At 35.5% G+C, this 17,670-nt stretch carries 16 protein-coding genes; 10 read left to right on the plus strand and 6 right to left on the minus strand.

The genetic code is table 11. The features are described 5' to 3' along the window. Nucleotides 1-59: 59 nt before the first annotated feature. The 6 genes from ACKU4N_RS02790 (at nucleotide 60) to groL (ending at nucleotide 5,462) form a co-directional block, all read left to right on the plus strand. Nucleotides 60-1,304 (plus strand): sigma-54 interaction domain-containing protein, encoded by a 1,245-nt coding sequence (locus ACKU4N_RS02790; RefSeq protein ID WP_407937231.1) that lies wholly within the window; start codon nucleotides 60-62, stop codon nucleotides 1,302-1,304. A 36-nt stretch (nucleotides 1,305-1,340) separates the two neighbouring features. Next, entirely contained in the window at nucleotides 1,341-1,853 is a 513-nt protein-coding gene (locus tag ACKU4N_RS02795) for an LptE family protein (RefSeq protein WP_321320412.1), read from the plus strand. Between the two features lie 3 nt (nucleotides 1,854-1,856). Continuing rightward, complete coding sequence (locus ACKU4N_RS02800) at nucleotides 1,857-2,906, plus strand: DUF8458 domain-containing protein (protein ID WP_321320413.1); 1,050 nt, start codon at nucleotides 1,857-1,859, stop codon at nucleotides 2,904-2,906. 6 nt (nucleotides 2,907-2,912) lie between these two features. Beyond that, nucleotides 2,913-3,254, plus strand: coding sequence for a preprotein translocase subunit SecG (gene secG, locus ACKU4N_RS02805; protein WP_101311745.1), 342 nt, complete (start codon nucleotides 2,913-2,915; stop codon nucleotides 3,252-3,254). A 258-nt stretch (nucleotides 3,255-3,512) separates the two neighbouring features. Beyond that, the gene (gene groES / locus ACKU4N_RS02810) at nucleotides 3,513-3,791 is read left to right on the plus strand and encodes a co-chaperone GroES (RefSeq protein ID WP_321320414.1); all 279 of its coding nucleotides are present in this window, start codon (nucleotides 3,513-3,515) and stop codon (nucleotides 3,789-3,791) included. Between the two features lie 33 nt (nucleotides 3,792-3,824). Beyond that, nucleotides 3,825-5,462: a chaperonin GroEL gene (groL, locus tag ACKU4N_RS02815; RefSeq protein WP_321320415.1), complete on the plus strand. Its 1,638-nt coding sequence runs from the start codon at nucleotides 3,825-3,827 to the stop codon at nucleotides 5,460-5,462. Between the two features lie 55 nt (nucleotides 5,463-5,517). Here the strand turns inward: groL and ACKU4N_RS02820 are convergent, their stop codons facing one another. Next, a complete protein-coding gene (locus ACKU4N_RS02820; RefSeq protein WP_321320416.1) occupies nucleotides 5,518-6,147 on the minus strand; it encodes a hypothetical protein in 630 nt (209 codons plus the stop codon). A 145-nt stretch (nucleotides 6,148-6,292) separates the two neighbouring features. Between ACKU4N_RS02820 and ACKU4N_RS02825 the strand changes: the two genes are divergently transcribed. Beyond that, complete coding sequence (locus ACKU4N_RS02825) at nucleotides 6,293-6,673, plus strand: BlaI/MecI/CopY family transcriptional regulator (RefSeq protein WP_321320417.1); 381 nt, start codon at nucleotides 6,293-6,295, stop codon at nucleotides 6,671-6,673. Next, nucleotides 6,666-8,021 carry a peptidoglycan DD-metalloendopeptidase family protein gene (locus tag ACKU4N_RS02830; protein WP_321320418.1) on the plus strand — a complete coding sequence of 452 codons (1,356 nt, stop codon included), beginning with the start codon at nucleotides 6,666-6,668 and terminating at the stop codon, nucleotides 8,019-8,021. Before ACKU4N_RS02825 ends, ACKU4N_RS02830 begins: the two co-directional genes overlap by 8 nt. 31 nt (nucleotides 8,022-8,052) lie before the next feature. On the opposite strand, the gene ACKU4N_RS02835 is transcribed toward ACKU4N_RS02830, so the two are convergent. After that, entirely contained in the window at nucleotides 8,053-9,600 is a 1,548-nt protein-coding gene (locus ACKU4N_RS02835) for a hypothetical protein (RefSeq protein WP_321320419.1), read from the minus strand. Nucleotides 9,601-9,771: 171 nt separating this feature from the next. On the opposite strand from ACKU4N_RS02835, the gene ACKU4N_RS02840 reads away from it, so the two are divergent. Further along, on the plus strand, nucleotides 9,772-10,134 hold the full coding sequence (locus ACKU4N_RS02840; protein ID WP_321320420.1) for a hypothetical protein: 363 nt from the start codon (nucleotides 9,772-9,774) through the stop codon (nucleotides 10,132-10,134). A gap of 383 nt (nucleotides 10,135-10,517) precedes the next feature. Here ACKU4N_RS02840 and ACKU4N_RS02845 read toward each other — a convergent pair whose 3' ends face one another. The 4 genes from ACKU4N_RS02845 to ACKU4N_RS02860 all read right to left on the minus strand — a co-directional run bounded on the left by ACKU4N_RS02845 (nucleotide 10,518) and on the right by ACKU4N_RS02860 (nucleotide 15,434). Continuing rightward, complete coding sequence (locus tag ACKU4N_RS02845; protein WP_321320421.1) at nucleotides 10,518-13,031, minus strand: TonB-dependent receptor; 2,514 nt, start codon at nucleotides 13,029-13,031, stop codon at nucleotides 10,518-10,520. Then, nucleotides 13,032-13,901 carry a FecR family protein gene (locus ACKU4N_RS02850; protein ID WP_321320422.1) on the minus strand — a complete coding sequence of 290 codons (870 nt, stop codon included), beginning with the start codon at nucleotides 13,899-13,901 and terminating at the stop codon, nucleotides 13,032-13,034. It abuts the gene before it with no gap. Continuing rightward, on the minus strand, nucleotides 13,902-14,387 hold the full coding sequence (locus ACKU4N_RS02855) for a sigma-70 family RNA polymerase sigma factor (protein WP_321320423.1): 486 nt from the start codon (nucleotides 14,385-14,387) through the stop codon (nucleotides 13,902-13,904). A gap of 99 nt (nucleotides 14,388-14,486) precedes the next feature. Then, entirely contained in the window at nucleotides 14,487-15,434 is a 948-nt protein-coding gene (locus ACKU4N_RS02860) for a hypothetical protein (RefSeq protein WP_321320424.1), read from the minus strand. 359 nt (nucleotides 15,435-15,793) lie between these two features. On the opposite strand from ACKU4N_RS02860, the gene lepA reads away from it, so the two are divergent. After that, nucleotides 15,794-17,581 carry a translation elongation factor 4 gene (lepA, locus tag ACKU4N_RS02865; protein ID WP_321320425.1) on the plus strand — a complete coding sequence of 596 codons (1,788 nt, stop codon included), beginning with the start codon at nucleotides 15,794-15,796 and terminating at the stop codon, nucleotides 17,579-17,581. Nucleotides 17,582-17,670 lie beyond the last annotated feature (89 nt).

The raw sequence follows: 17,670 nt of genomic DNA on the forward strand, positions 1-17,670 counted from the left end.
TCAGGCAGCATGATAAAATTTCATGTTTTTCACTTTAGGAACAATCAAATTAGATTTTTTTGATGGATATACAAACAATAAAACATCGTTTCTCAATTATTGGGAATACATATTCTTTAAACAGATCGCTTGATATTGCTATTCAAGTTGCTCCTACTGATTTATCGGTATTAATAACAGGAGAAAGCGGAACTGGAAAAGAAGTATTTCCTCAAATAATACATCAGTTTAGTTCACGAAAACACGCTCCATATATAGCTGTGAATTGTGGTGCTATTCCGGAAGGAACTATTGATTCGGAATTATTTGGACACGAAAAAGGTGCGTTTACCGGGGCTTTGTCCGATAGGAAAGGCTATTTTGAGGTAGCCAACAAAGGAACCATTTTTTTGGACGAGATTGGTGAACTTCCATTATCAACGCAAGTTCGGTTGTTACGTGTTCTGGAAACAGGAGAGTTTATTAAAGTTGGCTCATCAAAGGTTTTAAAATCAGATGTTAGAGTTGTCGCGGCTACAAATCTTAATATACCCAAAGCTGTAAAAGATGGTAAGTTTAGAGAGGATTTGTACTATCGTTTAAATACAGTCCCTATAAACATGCCGCCTCTGCGAGAAAGGCAAGAAGATATTTATCTTCTTTTCCGAAAATTTGCACAAGATTTTGCTGAAAAATATAGAATGCCGCCTTTGCGGCTTGATACCGGAGCTCAACAGTTATTGAAATCCTATCGTTGGCCTGGGAATATTCGACAATTAAAAAATATTACGGAACAAATTTCCATCATCGAAAAAGAAAGGCAAATTGGTGCTGATATATTAAGGAACTATCTTCCACGAAATGATGAACATATGTTACCAGCGATTTATACTGATACGTCTAAAAAAGATCAGGCCTTTTCTTCAGAAAGGGAAATACTCTACAAGGTTCTTTTTGATATGAAAAAGGACATGACTGATTTGAAAAAACTAGTATTTGAGTTGATGCAAACAAGTGGAGATTCTTCGTCTTTGCAAAAAGATAACGCTTTGCTTATTCGAAAGCTGTATGAAGATCAGGAGATTGACATTCTTCATCATCAATCTTCGGCACAAGCTTCTACTACTATTTCATCTCCTAAAGATTCTGAAATTCAAGACACCGAGGAATTTGTTGAGGAATCTTTATCGCTCGAAGATAAAGAGGTTGAATTGATCAGGAAAGCCCTGGAAAAGCACAACGGAAAACGGAAATATGCTGCGCAGGATTTAGGAATATCTGAGCGGACACTATATCGTAAAATCAAAGAATACGATATCAACTAATATTCACAATTTATTGTTATTTTTATTTCCCAATATATGAATTTAATTAAAGTCTTGTTTTTAAGTTTTTGTGTTGCTTTTATAGTAACAGCATGTAAAGTGTCCTATTCATTTACAGGAGGAACCCTTTCACCTGAGGTGAAAACTTTTTCGGTACAATTTTTTCCCAATAGAGCTCCCCTTGTAAATCCTAATTTGAGCAATCAGTTTACTGAGGCGCTTAAAGAGAAATTTCGTGGGCAAACTACTTTGGATGAAATTGTAGATGGAGAAGGTCATTTGAATTTTGAGGGGGAAATTACCGGATACAGAACTCAGGCTTTGGATGTTACCGCGGATGATATTTCTGCAACCAATCGATTAACTGTTACTGTAAAAGTTCGTTTTACAAACGAAATTGAACCAGATAACGATTTTGATAAGAGCTTTTCGGCCTTTCGGGATTTTGATAGTACCAAGCAGTTGAGCGATGTGGAAGAAGAACTGGTGGTACAGATTTTGGAAGATATTATCGATGATATATATAACGAAGCAGTTGTAAACTGGTAAAAAATGAATCAAAGTTTATTGCAAGATTGGATTAGGAATTCGGCGAAAATGGATCGGAACAGTCATCAGGAATTAAAAATTCTGATTGACAGATATCCTTATTTTCAGACCGCTCATCTACTCCTGCTGAAAAACTTGCATGATAGCCAAAGCATTCGGTTTAAAGAAGAGTTGAGAAATTCAGCTTTGTACATTCCGGACCGTCGTCAGTTATTTTTGTTAATTCAAGATCAAATTAAGATACAATCCCGTTCTGAGAGCAGTGAAATGAAACTCATTACTCCTGAAATATCAGAGCCTGTTATACAAGTTCAAATTGAGGCGCAAGAAGAAAGTTCTGATCTTCTGATTGGTGAAAAGAGATCTGTAATTAAAGCAGAGGAGCCGGATGGATTGTTTCAACTATCAGAGGAGTCGGAGGTGGTAGATTCGGAGGTTTTGCAGGATCAGAAAAATCCTGTAGAATCTGAAAATTTGTTTGCTGCAAATGAGGAAATTTTAGAATTTGATGATTCTGAAAATAAAAAAGAGGAATCTGCAGCAAAAACTGAGAAGCCTCAAATTGAAAAGCAGTTGAGCGACTCAGAATTATTGGTGTCGGCAACTGAGGTTTATCATATTGGTTTTGGAGGCAATTTATATACCTTATCAGATGAACCAAAGATCAGGGAAACTGAATCTGATAAGGATGAAAATCACAGCTTTACTGATTGGATGACAGTTGTTAATAAAAAAGACAGCAAAGAAGTTGGCCCAGATTCTGATAAGGAAAAATCGAAAAAGGGAATTGATCTGATTGATAGTTTTATTCAAAATGAACCAAGAATTAGCAGGAACATTAAAGTTGTTGATAAACAAGAGGATATTTCATTAGGAAGTTTAGAGGATAAAGATGGTTTTATTAGTGAAACTTTGGCATCTATCTATGTGAAGCAGAGGTTGTTCAGTAAGGCCATTGCTGTTTATGACAAATTAGTTTTGAAAAATCCCGAAAAAAACGCTTACTTTGCGAGTCAGATTGAGAGAATAGAAAAATTAAAAAATAGTAAATAGATAAGTATGTATACCTTTGTTTTAGTATTGATCTTTATTGTTTGTGTACTTTTAGTGTTAATCGTATTAGTACAGAACTCTAAAGGAGGTGGATTAGCTTCAAACTTTTCATCCTCAAACCAAATTATGGGAGTTAAGAAAACAACTGATTTCCTTGAGAAAGCAACTTGGGGTTTGGCCGGAAGTTTATTAGTTCTTTGTCTTTTAGCTGCGATGACTATTGATCGTGGTGAAGTAGAAGGTCAGAAATCACAAATTGAGCAGCAATTGCAGGAAACTGAAACTGCTACTGATGTTCCAACTTTCCCTACAGAAGCTCCTTCTACAGAAAAGGATACAGCAAAATAAGAAAATAAAATATCATTGATATAAAAAAATGTCAGTATGTCATATCATACTGACATTTTTTTTGTGTTGTTATCTTTTTGTTTTTCAGTATATTTATTCATTATCAATTGAAATATTGATTAGTCTGTTTCGTATTTGTTATAGAGGTTTTAAAATAGAAACAGAATTGCGGCAATATTGTCAATGAATTTCTTTTGGCATGGATTGTGAAAGAGAATGAGTCATAAATTGTAATTTAAAACTTTAAATATTTTGAAAATGGCAGATTTAAAAGGTAGAATTCTTGCTGGTAAAATTTTGGTTGAAGCTATCAAGGCTGAAGAAAAAACTGCAAGTGGTATCATTATTCCGGATGCTGCAAAAGAAAAGCCAATGCAAGGTAAAGTAGTATTGGTTGGTACTGATAAGAAAGATGAACCAATGGAATTAAAAATCGGAGATACCGTTTTTTATGGCAAATATTCAGGAACAGAGTTGGTAATTGATGGAGATGATTATCTTTTAATGTCTCAGTCAGACGTTTTGTACATTGTATAATTAATTACACAAACTTTCAAAATTAAGTAAGAAATGGCTAAAGAAATAAAATTTAATATAGAAGCCCGCGATCTTTTAAAAAAAGGTGTTGATGAGTTGGCAAATGCAGTAAAAGTAACTTTGGGACCTAAGGGTAGAAATGTTGTGATTGATCGCAAGTTTGGTGCACCTCAGATTACTAAAGATGGTGTTACAGTTGCAAAGGAGATCGAATTGGCTGATCCAGGAGCGAATATGGGTGCTCAGATGGTTAAAGAAGTAGCTTCAAAAACTGGTGATGATGCTGGTGATGGAACTACAACAGCAACTGTGTTGGCGCAATCTATCGTAAATGTTGGATTGAAAAATGTAACAGCCGGTGCGAATCCTATGGATTTAAAACGTGGTATCGATATTGCCGTTGCTGCAGTTGTTGATAACATTAAAGAGCAGGCTCAGGAAGTAGGAGATAACTTCGAGAAAATCAAGCAGGTTGCTAAAATCTCTGCAAATAATGATGAGACTATTGGTGCACTGATTGCTGAAGCAATGGAGAAAGTGAAAAAAGAAGGTGTAATTACTGTTGAAGAAGCAAAAGGAACCGAAACTTACGTGAAAGTGGTTGAAGGAATGCAATTTGACAGAGGATACATCTCTCCGTATTTCATTACTGATCCTGAAAAAATGGAGGCTGATTTAGAGAACCCATATATTTTATTGTATGATAAGAAAATTTCTACAATGAAAGAGTTAATGCCGGTTCTTGAACCAGTTGCTCAATCAGGTCGTCCGTTAATGATTATAGCAGAAGATGTAGAAGGCGAAGCATTGGCCACTTTGGTTGTGAATCGTTTAAGAGGTTCATTAAAAGTTGCTGCTGTTAAGGCTCCCGGTTTTGGTGACAGAAGAAAAGAAATGTTGGAAGATATTGCTATTCTTACAGGTGGGGTTGTTATTTCTGAAGAAAAGGGAATGAAATTGGAGCAGGCAACTTTAGAGATGCTTGGTCAATCGGAAAAAATTACCATTGATAAAGAAAATACAACGATTGTAAATGGAAGTGGAGAAAAAGATGGTATTGTTGCACGTGTTTCTCAAATCAAAACTTTAATCGAGAATTCATCTTCTGATTACGATAAAGAAAAACTTCAGGAAAGATTAGCGAAATTAGCTGGTGGAGTTGCTGTACTTTATGTTGGAGCTGCTTCTGAAGTTGAAATGAAAGAGAAAAAAGATCGTGTTGACGATGCATTGAGTGCTACTCGTGCGGCTGTTGAAGAAGGAATTGTTCCTGGAGGTGGTGTAGCGTATATTCGTGCAATTGCGGCTCTGGAAAACCTTAAAGGCGAGAATGAGGACGAAACAACCGGTATCGAGATCATAAAGCGTGCTATCGAAGAGCCATTGCGTCAGATTGTTGCCAATGCTGGCGGCGAAGGTGCAGTTGTGGTTGATAAGGTGAGAGCTGGTAAAGGGGACTTTGGTTACAATGCACGGATTGGAGAATATCAGAATCTATTTGAAACCGGTGTTATTGATCCTGCTAAAGTATCTCGTGTAGCTCTTGAAAATGCGGCTTCAATAGCTGGTATGTTCTTAACTACAGAATGTGTTTTGATTGAAATAAAGGAAGAAGCTCCTGCTATGCCAATGGGTGGCGGAATGGGCGGAGGAATGCCTGGTATGATGTAATAATTCTTCATCTGGAATATAGAAGGCGGCTGTTTGGCCGCCTTTTTTATTTTCTTTACTTACGTATCAATAAAGGAGGCAATAGAATTTTTTCTTTGATTAGTTGTTTATTTAGCCTTCTGCTCATACTCCTGTAGATTGTACCGGCATCATCCCATTGCGTGCCCGAAGAATAAATTTTACCAACCCAAAAAGGTTGCATACTATTTATATCTATTAAGTAGGCTTGAAATACAGCTTTCGGACTTTCTGATTTTTTAATTTCTCCACACTTACTAATTCTTTCGCTTACCTCATAATAGTAATCTGTTTCATTGATAAGAAGAATCGCTTCAGTATCAGATTTGCGTAAAGTTGAAATAAAATCATTGTAATTAATATCAATATTTATTTTGAATTTGTCTTTTGATGATGTGATTGGAGTTCTTGGATTGGATATTTCATTTCTAAGAACATTCTCCAGAAGTCTTCTGCTATCCATCGATTTCAGATCATTAATATTATCCCTGAAATATTTATCGTAAGTTTCTTCATTTAATGTTTTAACATTTATTTCATTAAAAATCGTAATTACAAATATTTTGTGATATTGTTTCTTTGGTTTTTCAATGTTTTGAAAAGATACATATGAACTTGCACATCCACCTAAAAGAATAGAAATACATACTGTTAGCAGGCTTTTCATGATATATATTTTTGTGTATACTAAATAGAATTCTTTATGTATATGACAGTTTCATGATGGGATACACGTATTCTGAATTGCATTTTTTTTCGCTGTGACTATTTAAATAGTTGCACAACTATAAAAATAGTCATACATTAGCACCATGAAAGAATTAACAAAGGCGGAAGAACAAGTCATGCAATATTTATGGAAGCTGGAAAAAGCTTTTCTTAAAGATATTATTGAGGAATTTCCAAATCCAAGACCGGCATATACAACAATATCAACTGTGGTTCGGGTTTTGGTAAAAAAGGGAATAATCGGTTTTACAACTTATGGGAAAGTAAATCAGTACTATCCATTAATCTCTAAAAGAGCTTACACTCGTGCGTTTATGAAAGGAGTAATGAAGAGTTTCTTTAACGATTCGGTTGGAGGATTTACTTCCTTTTTTACTCGCGAACAGGATTTATCACTTTCGGAATTGGAGGAAATGAGAGCTCTAATTGAGGAACAAATTCATAATAAGAAGAAAAATGGCTGAGTTTGGAATTTATTTGCTGGAATCCAGTATTTGTTTGGCTGGATTTTATTTCATGTACAAATTATTTTTGTCCGGAGATACTTTTGCTGCCAGAAACAGGTACTACCTTCTGTTTGTCACATTTCTTTCGTTGATTATTCCTCTGTTAAGTTTCTCGATACAGACTGAAAATTTTTCTGCAGCAAACAAATTTGTGTGGGAATTTGAGCAGTCATTTCAAACAGAGATTTTGCAATCAAATGAATTGGAGCCAGGAACACCTTTATTTTCTATGATTTCAGTTGTATGGATTTTGTATTTTTTAGGAGTTTCTGTTTCTTTTTTTCGGATTGCTAAACATGTATTTCATCTCTTTAAATTAATAAAAGCCAATGAAATAAGAATTTATAATGGTTTAAAAATTGTATCGGTAAACGAAAATTCTTCGCCGTATTCTTTCTTTGGGTACATATTTTTGAATCAACAAATACTTACCGAATCGGAACAAGAACATGTTCTTTTACACGAATCCATACATGCCAGACAATTTCATTCTCTCGACCTATTGTTTGTTGAGTTAGTGAAAATGGTTTTATGGTTTAATCCTTTCATTTATTTAATAAATCGATCATTGATCGAAATGCATGAATACCTGGCCGATCGGGAATGTTTTAATGAAGGAATTGACAAGGTGTATTATCAAACCTTACTACTAAGAAATGTAGAACGTCAAATGATGTTTGCTTTAACCAGTTCCTTTAATTCATCGTTAACTTTAAAAAGAATTAAAATGATCAAAAAAATAGATACATCTAAATTAGCACATCTTAAAATTATTTTGGTAATCCCAGTGGTTTTAATCAGTTTATTAAGTTTTAGCTTTTCAGAATCAATCCCACGATTGTCAGAGGGGAATTTTGATAATTTTTATCCGCTGGAATTGCTTGCATTTCCATTAAAACCAGGCGATCAAATTTACATTTCTTCCGGTTACGGAGAACGAATTCATCCGATTACCAAAAAGAAAGGATTTCATAATGGAATGGATATTGCCGCGCCAAAAGGAACATCAGTTCTTTCCGTTTCGGATGGGATTGTTACTAAGGTGAACAACCAATTTGTACAAGGAAAAGGATATGGTCGTTTTGTAATTGTAGATCATCAGAATGGGTTTTCCAGTTTGTATTCTCAGATGGATTCCTATTCTGTAAAAGAAGGCCAGAAGATATCAAAAGGAGATCTTGTTGGAACAATTGGAACATCAGGTTTAACAACTGGCCCTCATTTGCATTTTGAGCTTAAAAAGGATGGAAAACTTGTAAATCCGGCAGACTTTTTTGAAAAGGATTTGTCTGCTTATCAGCAATAAAAAAAGGGGATCGAATGATCCCCCTTTTCTATTATCTCTTGTTTTTTTCTATTTTTTCCATAATTATTTCCTGTACAGGCCGGTTCTCAATTTTTGAATCCAGCCACGAAATGATATCCAAATATAAAAATGCTCTTTTCTCGAAAGGATCATTAACCCATTTTTGCAAATCAATTCTCGATTTTTTCAATTCATCCTTCAATTGATCAGGACTTATTGAGCTTAGTTTTCTTAGGAAACGAAGGATGTATTTCTGCACTTCCTGTAAATCTTCCATTTTAGCCAGAAAACGATAGGTCGATCGTATCTGATATTCTAATAGTTCTGTATTTTCCAGTTCGTAGTGGCTAATCAGATTTAAAATTCTGCCAAAACAATGAATATCGCCACGAAGCGTAGTATCCTTTACATCTGAAATTCGATTTAAATATTTAATTGCCTCTTTGTATTGTCCATTGCCGAAATACAAACAAGCAATTTTATAGTAGAAAACCAAGGCGCGGTGATTGTCCATTCCAAATTTATTCTCTTCAAGAAAACTTTCAATTTTTGGAATTAAATGTATCCCTTTATTAAAAGTCCCATCCATAAAATGCCTGTTGATACGATGAGTATACAGAAACATTTGTAAGAGTATGTTTAAATTTGAATTGTGCTGGAATTGTTCTTCATTCTCCAGTTTTCTCAATAAACGCAAGTTCTTTTTAAATGTAGTTACATGATTTGTATAGAAGAGAGCTACCAAAACGTTGTTAAGTCCTTTCAAATACAAATCGGTATGGATGTGAATCATTTCCGGGTTGCTTTGAAAGAGGTCAACCCATTTTTGAGCATATTTGTAGCACATTAAGAAATCCTGAACGATTAAGTAATACCATACGTAGGATTGGTACAGGTACAATTTTTCAAAGAAACTTAAGGAGGGTATATCATAAGGATGCAGATTGGTGTTGAAAAATTCTTTCACCATCAACAAATCTTTCTCGTTTCGCACATATCCTACTTTAAGGTATAAGCCATACAGTCGGATCGACATGTTCGAAAAGAATACAACCCCATCCATAATTTTACTGATTTCGGTTGCTTCGCGTGTAATTTCTTCGGCTCTGTTTTCAATACTTTTAGTAACGTATTGCGATTCTATTAACTTTTCGAATTGTATAATTTCAAATACCAGAATATTTTTCTTGTTTTTTCGAGCCAAGGCTTTTGTTTTGTCTAGTATCCTTAAGCTTTGCTGATACAAGCCTTTATTGTATAAAACTTTTGCATGATCAATCTGTTCACGAATACTGATGCTGATATCATGATTAATCTGCGTTAATCGCAGGCTTGTAAGAAGTTGTTTGTATAAGTGTGCCTTTAAATTAGGAAGCTGAGATTGTTTTATTTCTTTTGCTTTTTTTAAAATGATGGTCTCATTGTAGTCATCCATTTTATCCAAAACATCGAAAAGCTGCAAAAATTTGGTCTCCTTTTCGCTGCTAATTCTATTGGCATATAATTTAAAATTTCGTTTCTCCGATTTCGAAATCGATTTAATTAATTGAAACAGAGGGTCTATTTGTTGTTTAGGCATTGTAAAAGATGTGTAAGTTAACTGTTTGGTAGACAGTGTAATTTTCAATATTCATTTTGCTTGAACTTCGTAGTTTGCATTAAAAAACGATTTTCGTAATCTCAATTCATGAGCTACATTTGAATCATCAAATCAGGAGAATGATTCAATTAAATAATCTTGAAACGGAATATGAATACAACAAATCTGTTATCAAAATTAACAAAATCCGAGAAACTAGAAACAGTTATCGGATTAAATCAAGCTCTTGAATGTATTGGAGTCGATCAAATTAACAAAAATATCAGCCGAAATCAGGCTATTGAAATTGGAAATGTGATTGTTGATAAATTTGCTTGTGTAATGAATTTAACCAAATTGGTGGAATCCATTAAAGAAGTGGTTTCGGTTGAAGAATTGGAGGCATTTAGAAATGAATTATCAGGCAAACTAAATTCTGTTGTTACAAATACAACGAAAGCTCCGATTCATCAGAAACGTATGGCTGCTTTAAAGAGTAGTTTTGAGGAAATTTCTGGTGACAACGTACTTTGAAAACCATTTGTAGTTGTTAATTCAATTGCAATTTTTTAGAGAGTTGGTAACACTATCCCCCTTGTGTTATTAATGATCTAACTATTAACCAAACATGAAGAATACTAAGTTGTGATGGTTCTGTGAGGAAATGAACGATTTCTTTTTGGCTTGTTAGTAAATATTTACGAATGATCCAATCCGTTAGAATTAGTAGTTTAAAAGTAAGTTAGGTGTGATTATACTTTTTTGAGAAACATTCCATGCTTAATCGGATCTCTTAGATTCTTCTTGTTATTATTTAGACCATCTTTTTGATTATGTTTTAATATTAGTTGTGATAACCGGCAAGATTCTTCTTGTCCGGTTTTTTTTATGGAATGTTTTGAGTAATCAACTACCATTTAAATTGTGATTTTAAAATACAGACGTATTGAAGTAGGTACTGTTTCTGTATAGATACTGATCGAATTGATCTGATCCAATGGTATTTTCTCGTACGATTCGTAGGTGATATTGTTGCGGTCTAGAATATTATGGAACAAAACTCCAAGTTCGCATTTTGTCTTTTTAGGATAGAACTTGTAGATAAGAGCGGCATCAAGTCTGGTGTAATCTGGTTCTGCAACAATTTTGTTTCGGCTTGAATAAATAGGAAAGCCTGATCCGTAAATATAATTTGCTGAAATGTAAAATGGTTTTAAAGCCAGTAAGCCTGCTGTTTTTATTTCATGGCGCTGATCATGCAGTGCTCTGCGATATTCATTGGTATTAAAATAATCGAAATTTTCGAGAGTTTTGCTTAAGGTGTAAGAGATCCATAAGGTATGATCGCCCAGATCCTTTTTGGCAAAAATATCCAACCCGTAACTTTTGCTTTTACCCAAAGATATATTGCCTTCTTGCCGGTATTTGTAATATCGTGTATGTCCGTCTGTTTTTTTATAATATCCCTCAACGCTAAATGTAAATCCATTGTTGTTGTAAGATCCTCCGGCAACATGATGAACTGATTCCAACACGGGAATGTCTTTTTCATTGGCACCGACCCAAATGTAACGGAAATCTCCGGTTTCACTTACGACAGAACTTTTTGTAATGAATTGTTTGTACAAACCCCAGGCTCCATTGATCGCAACTCTCTCGGAAAGTTTTAGACTAAGAGAGATTCGGGGCTCCCAATAAACTTTTTTCAGATTGATTGGATAATTGGCCAGAAACCCTGCTTTTATGGAAACACCGCTGCTAATATTCAGATTGTTTTGAAAATAGCAGCCAATCCGGTCTGCTTTGGATTTTATGTGCAGGATATTGATGTCTAGTGAGTCTTCCTTTAAATTAACTTCATTGTTGATGTAATTAATTCCAGTCTCGAAATTCTGATCTTCCGCAAAAATAAATGAATTTTTAAGTGTCGCTCTGTATTCTAAAATGCTGTTTTTTGATTTGTCATCTCTTCTGAAAAACTCTTCGTCGGTACGAATTCTCGAGATAGACACCACATCGCTGGTTTTGGTGTTTAATTCAGATCGGGAAACGGATAGCGAGCTGGTGTTGCCATTTCTCCATACTTTTCCGTAGTTAACAGAACCACCAAATTGATCATTGCCCTCGAATTTGTGTTTTTTCGCATTTGTATACGATTCTGTTGTAATATCGTATGAGTAGCGATCTTGCCCGGTCATTAAGCTAAGCGAGAAATTATCTCCGTTTTCCCAATTGCTTGTAAATTTAAAATTGAGATCATGAAATTTATAATCAGGAGCTACATCTAAATCAACAGCAGAGGAGGCATCATTTCCCTGAATTAAAGATTGCCCTAAGCCTTGTCCCTGAAGATCTGCGTTCGATGAAGCATACTTTATCTGTTCATCTTTAAATAGATTGTAATAGGTTTGCCGGAAAGCCAATAGCAGAGAGGAGCGTTTACCAATAGGCTGCTCGTAGGAGCCACTTGCCGTAATATTATTTAAGGTTAGATTTAAAGTGGGCTTAAGCCGACTGCCATTTTTGCCTGTAATGTGCACAATTCCTCCAACCCGATCGCCGTAACGGGCATCAAAACCACCTTTTAAAACTTCAATATTTTTTACGACCAAAGGATTCACTGCACCAATATCTTCATAAACATTTTTTAGTCCCCAAAGGGTGATGTTATCAAATAGTACCTGACTTTCACCTTCGTAAGATCCCCAAATAATCAGGTCATTTTTTTGTTCGCCTGCAGCAAGAATACCTGGTTGTAACCGAAGCAATTCAAACACAGAATTGTCGTTATTGGTAGGTAAAAAGCCCGCGATTTTATGATTTAATTTTAAATTTCCTGCTTGATTGCCCATTTTAATAAATGTCTGAACAATTTTATCGGTAACGGTTATTTCAGGTAAGTCGGTGCTGGCTGCACTTAGCAGAATATTTTGGTTTGGTCCCTGATCCACAAGAGTATCGTGAATAAAGTATCCCAAATGGGAAGCTAAAATTCGAAAAGTACTGTCTAATTCAGATGTAAATGAAAAATTTCCCCGCTCATCTGTAGCCATTGGCGAATCGTTAATGGTTAGGTGAGAGAAAGGAAGTGGCTCAAGGCTTTCCTTGTCTAGAATTTGACCGAAAATTCGATATTGAGTAATTTTCTCTTCCGGAAAAATCAAGTATACTTCATTTGATTTTTGGTAATTAAGAGGAAGTTTTCGCAACAGAAAGTCTATTGTTTTATCTTTCGAAGAAAACGATTTATCGAGATTTACGATATACGTGGAAAGTAAATCATTGTTAAAGGAAAGTTGAAAATCATATTGATCCCTTAGATCAATCAATACCTCGCTCAAAGCTTTTTTGTTGGCAGTAACTGTAATTTTTTGAGCAGAAATATTTGAAAAAACCAATCCTAATAATAGAAAGATGATGATTCGTTTCACTTATTGGGCATTAGAGGTTATGATGTAATTGTTGTTGGGTCCTTTTACAAATTTTAATCCAAGAGGCATGCATACATTATGAAGTGCCGTTTCTACAGATTTTTCTTTGCCAAACTTCCCGGTATAAATTAAATCAAATTTCCCCTTTTCTACAATTTTAATATCATACTGTAATTCTATTTCTTCGAAAACCAATTGCAATGGGGTTTTAGTAAATAGGAATAAATTGTTGCGCCATGATATTTTATCCTCGGTGTTTTTACATTTCTGAAGCTCTATTTTGCCATTCTTGGTAACGAAGGCGTGGTCGTTTGGCAGTAAAAGAATTTTGTCGGATGTAAGAGTCGAAACGACTTTAACTTTTCCGGTGTAACAGGTTACTTTGTATTGATTTCCGCGGGCATATATATTAAAACTTGTGCCTAAGATATAAGTTTTCCCATAGTTAGAGGCAATTTCGAATTTGCTTCCTTTTGTAATTGTAAAGAATGCTTCGCCTTCAAATTTCACTTTTCTCGAAAATTTCCACCAGTAGGGTTTGTAGGATATGCTTGAGTTAGCGTTTAAATCTACTATTGATTGATCGGGGAGATTTACACTTAAGTGCTCTCCTTTGGGACAATGAATTGTTTTTGTGTAAAGATTAATGAAACCGGTGAATCCCAAGAGGATTAAAATACAAGCAGCAACGGCATATTTCATCCACTGCATTTTTATCACCTTAGCAGGAGTAACCGGAGCAGAGATTTTCTTCGAAAGCTCTTTCCAAACATCCTCTTTGGATTTTGAATAAGTGACTTCGATTTTCGGAAGTGAATTGATAAAATCCATGTCCGGCTTGAGTTCGTTATGTTGGTTGTCGTTTTTCATTTATCTTCCTAATGCATTTCTTAAATACGAAAGTGCGTATGACATTCTTTTTTCAACAGCTTTAACGCTTAATTCTAATCGATCGGCAATTTCCTGATATTTTAAACCTTCCATTCTGCTCATTAAAAAAACAGTTCGTTGTTTTTCCGAGAGTTCATCCAGTGCTGTTTCATATTTTGTTGTAAGTTCCTGATATGCCAGTTGATCTTCAGGTGAGTGATTGTCAATAGCAGGTTCTAACTTTACAAGGTATTTTTGGGCTACTTTTTCTCTTCTGTATTTACTGATGAAAAGATCGCCTGCAATTTTGTAAAGTAATGATCGTAAAGGTTTCTCATCGAATTCTAGATTTTTCTCCCACAATTTCATGAAACTATCTTGCGCAATATCAGTGGCCAGTTCTTCATCCCGGGAACGGTAGTAAATGTAGTTCCGGATTGAATCGAAATGGTTGTCAAATAAGAGTTTAAATTCTTCCTGTGTCAAGGCTCGGGGATTGGTTTAAGGTAAAAATAAGCTTTTTCAGTGAATTTGGTGCAGAGTATGAAAGCAATGCTCTGCACCAGTTTTGTTGATTTAAATTTACTATTTATCCCTAAGTCTTAGGTGTTTGCCAATTTCAATTTCTTCTGTTACTGTTTCACCGGCATCATTGGTATATGAGTAAGTTGCGATGTTATCGCATTCTCCGTCACCATAATCAAGTCTTGCAAATTCAACCTGATTTTGGGTAAAGATGACCAAACCACTAACAATTACCCGGCAGGTTCCAATTCGAACCAAAGGATTTTCTTCATCAATTGTTTTTGAATATTCATTTTGCTCCGAATCCACGCAAGTAATTGAACCTCTGATTTCAATTTTATCATCGCTTACATCCCATTTTGTATCCAATCCTGATACCCATTCCTTGGTTCTGTTTTCTGAACGGAAAAGAGTCGTTTCATCAGGGAATGTGAATGTTAATTCACTGGTATAGGCAAACATTTTTGATACTCCTTGTTCGCCGGTGTACTCAATTCGTTTCCAGCCGTTGATAGCAATACCATCAATTACCAAGTCTAAGGTGATTTCACGAACGGCACCGTCAGTGCATGGAGCAGCGGTTAGCACAATAACAATAGTACCACTAATAACACGATCGTTGTTAAGAACAGTAGAATCGCCATAATTAATGGTAATTGTCATTGGGAAACGACTAACTTCACCAAATTCAATTGATACATCAGGCAATTGATCGGTTTTGTATCGATTCCAAAGTTGGAAGAATTGACAGTAACGGTCTGCAATAGCGCATTTTGTAGAAGTGGTAGCTTCATCAAATGATTCTTGGGCAAATGAGAATAAATCAGTTTCATAATCTACCGATTCCATAACATTTTCAGTTGCCTCTTCCGAAGTAACTACTGTCTTGATCGTGTTGTTCAATTCAACCTGATCTTCGTTTAATAAATCAATCACATCTTCGCTCTTATCACAAGAGAAAAATACAACTGCTAAACTTACTACTAGTAAAAAAGAAAACTTTTTCATGATTCTAATTTTTTTATGATTTTACATTTAAGTTTTATGAGCTCGCTTACTTGTGAACCGATAAATGAAAAAAATACCCTACCTGAAACGAAATGTTTTTTGCTTATTTACAATATCTAAAAATGGAAGTATATGAAAGGGCTATATTTAGTGAGTTTTGGTTGACGTGGGATGGTTAGAGATCGATTGATTTGTTGATGATTATTCAGTCAAACCAAATTCTTATTATTCCAAGGATTTGAATATCTTTGCGGATTCAGTTAGGGATTTAATAATTGCCAACTACGAATAGATAAAAAACGTTCGTAATTTGTAATTGACAATTCGTAATTTATAATTCTTAATTCGTTATTGATAAGATGAAGAACATACGTAATTTTTGTATCATAGCCCATATCGACCATGGGAAAAGTACCCTGGCCGACCGCTTGCTGGACGTGACCCACACCATTACCGATCGTGAGAAACAAGCTCAGGTATTGGATGATATGGATTTAGAACGCGAACGTGGAATTACCATTAAGAGTCATGCCATACAGATGGATTATGAGTTGAATGGTGAGAAGTACGTATTGAATTTAATTGACACTCCTGGTCACGTTGATTTTTCTTATGAAGTTTCACGGTCGATAGCAGCCTGCGAAGGTGCATTGCTGATTGTTGATGCAACTCAGGGAATTCAGGCGCAAACCATTTCCAATTTGTATCTGGCCATTGAGAACGATTTGGAGATCATTCCGATTTTAAATAAAATAGATTTACCCAATGCAAATCCCGAGGATGTAAAAGATCAGATTGTGGATTTGTTAGGCTGCGATGTGGATGATATTCTTTCGGCAAGTGGAAAAACCGGCGAGGGAGTACCTGAAATACTGGAGGCAATTGTAGCACGGGTGCCTGCACCTACCGGCGATCCTGAAGCTCCTTTGCAGGCTCTTATTTTCGATTCGGAATTCAATTCGTTTCGGGGAATTGTTGCCTATATCCGTGTGATGAACGGGGAAATAAAGAAAGGCGACACCGTTAAATTTGTAAATACAAAAAAAGAATACCAGGCTGATGAGATTGGTGTTCTGCGATTAACCCAAGAGCCAAGAGCATCTCTTAAAACAGGTGATGTTGGTTATATTATTTCGGGAATTAAAACTTCAACCGAAGTAAAAGTTGGAGATACCATAACACACAAAGAAAATCCATGTAAAGAGGGTATCGATGGTTTTGCCGAAGTAAAACCAATGGTATTTGCCGGGGTTTATCCTATCGATTCAGAGGATTACGAAGATTTACGTGCATCGATGGAAAAATTAAGGCTGAATGATGCTTCTCTTACTTTTGAGCCGGAATCATCAATGGCGCTTGGTTTTGGTTTCCGTTGCGGATTTTTGGGTATGCTGCACATGGAAATTATTCAGGAGCGTTTGGATCGTGAATTCGATATGAACGTAATTACTACGGTTCCCAACGTTTCGTATATTGCTCATACCAAGAAAGGCGATAAATTCGAAATGCACAATCCGTCGGACATGCCGGATCCCAATTCATTGGATTTTATCGAGGAGCCATTTATCAGAGCACAAATTATTACCAAGTCGGAATATACCGGGTCTATTATGAATCTTTGCATGAGTAAACGGGGAATAATGACCAATCAGCAATACCTGACCAGTGATAGAGTAGAGTTGACCTACGAAATGCCGTTGGGAGAGATTGTGTTCGATTTTTACGATAAATTAAAAAGTATTTCGAAAGGATATGCTTCTTTCGATTATTTTCTGATTGGTGTCCGGCCAGCCAAATTGGTGAAGTTGGATATTCTTTTGAATGGTGAAGGAGTGGATGCTTTGTCTACTTTAATTCACTTCGATAATGCCCAGTCGTTTGGCCGGCGCATGTGTGAGAAATTGAAGGAATTAATTCCCCGCCAGCAATTTGATATTGCCATTCAGGGAGCCATCGGAGCCAAAATTATTTCCCGCGAAACGGTAAAAGCTGTTCGTAAAGATGTTACTGCAAAATGTTATGGTGGTGATATTACACGTAAGCGCAAGCTTTTGGAGAAGCAAAAGAAGGGAAAGAAAAAGATGAAACAGATTGGTAATGTGGAAGTTCCGCAAAAAGCTTTCCTTGCTGTACTAAAACTGGACTAAATGATTAAGAGTTATGAGTTGCGAAACTCAGCCAATCTTCATAATTATTCTGGCTTATTTAAAATACTATAGTGGAAGCTGTTCGATTT

This window comes from Labilibaculum sp., assembly GCF_963664555.1.
Taxonomy (GTDB): Bacteria; Bacteroidota; Bacteroidia; order Bacteroidales; family Marinifilaceae; genus Labilibaculum.

Bases quoted from the DNA above. Each gene is read 5' to 3' on its own strand.
- ACKU4N_RS02795 (WP_321320412.1), top strand. From the start codon at position 1,341: ATGAATTTAATTAAAGTCTTGTTTTTAAGTTTTTGTGTTGCTTTTATA.
- ACKU4N_RS02800 (WP_321320413.1), top strand. From the start codon at position 1,857: ATGAATCAAAGTTTATTGCAAGATTGGATTAGGAATTCGGCGAAAATG.
- secG (WP_101311745.1), top strand. From the start codon at position 2,913: ATGTATACCTTTGTTTTAGTATTGATCTTTATTGTTTGTGTACTTTTA.
- groES (WP_321320414.1), top strand. From the start codon at position 3,513: ATGGCAGATTTAAAAGGTAGAATTCTTGCTGGTAAAATTTTGGTTGAA.
- groL (WP_321320415.1), top strand. From the start codon at position 3,825: ATGGCTAAAGAAATAAAATTTAATATAGAAGCCCGCGATCTTTTAAAA.
- ACKU4N_RS02820 (WP_321320416.1), bottom strand. From the start codon at position 6,147: ATGAAAAGCCTGCTAACAGTATGTATTTCTATTCTTTTAGGTGGATGT.
- ACKU4N_RS02825 (WP_321320417.1), top strand. From the start codon at position 6,293: ATGAAAGAATTAACAAAGGCGGAAGAACAAGTCATGCAATATTTATGG.
- ACKU4N_RS02830 (WP_321320418.1), top strand. From the start codon at position 6,666: ATGGCTGAGTTTGGAATTTATTTGCTGGAATCCAGTATTTGTTTGGCT.
- ACKU4N_RS02835 (WP_321320419.1), bottom strand. From the start codon at position 9,600: ATGCCTAAACAACAAATAGACCCTCTGTTTCAATTAATTAAATCGATT.
- ACKU4N_RS02840 (WP_321320420.1), top strand. From the start codon at position 9,772: ATGAATACAACAAATCTGTTATCAAAATTAACAAAATCCGAGAAACTA.
- ACKU4N_RS02850 (WP_321320422.1), bottom strand. From the start codon at position 13,901: ATGAAAAACGACAACCAACATAACGAACTCAAGCCGGACATGGATTTT.
- ACKU4N_RS02860 (WP_321320424.1), bottom strand. From the start codon at position 15,434: ATGAAAAAGTTTTCTTTTTTACTAGTAGTAAGTTTAGCAGTTGTATTT.
- lepA (WP_321320425.1), top strand. From the start codon at position 15,794: ATGAAGAACATACGTAATTTTTGTATCATAGCCCATATCGACCATGGG.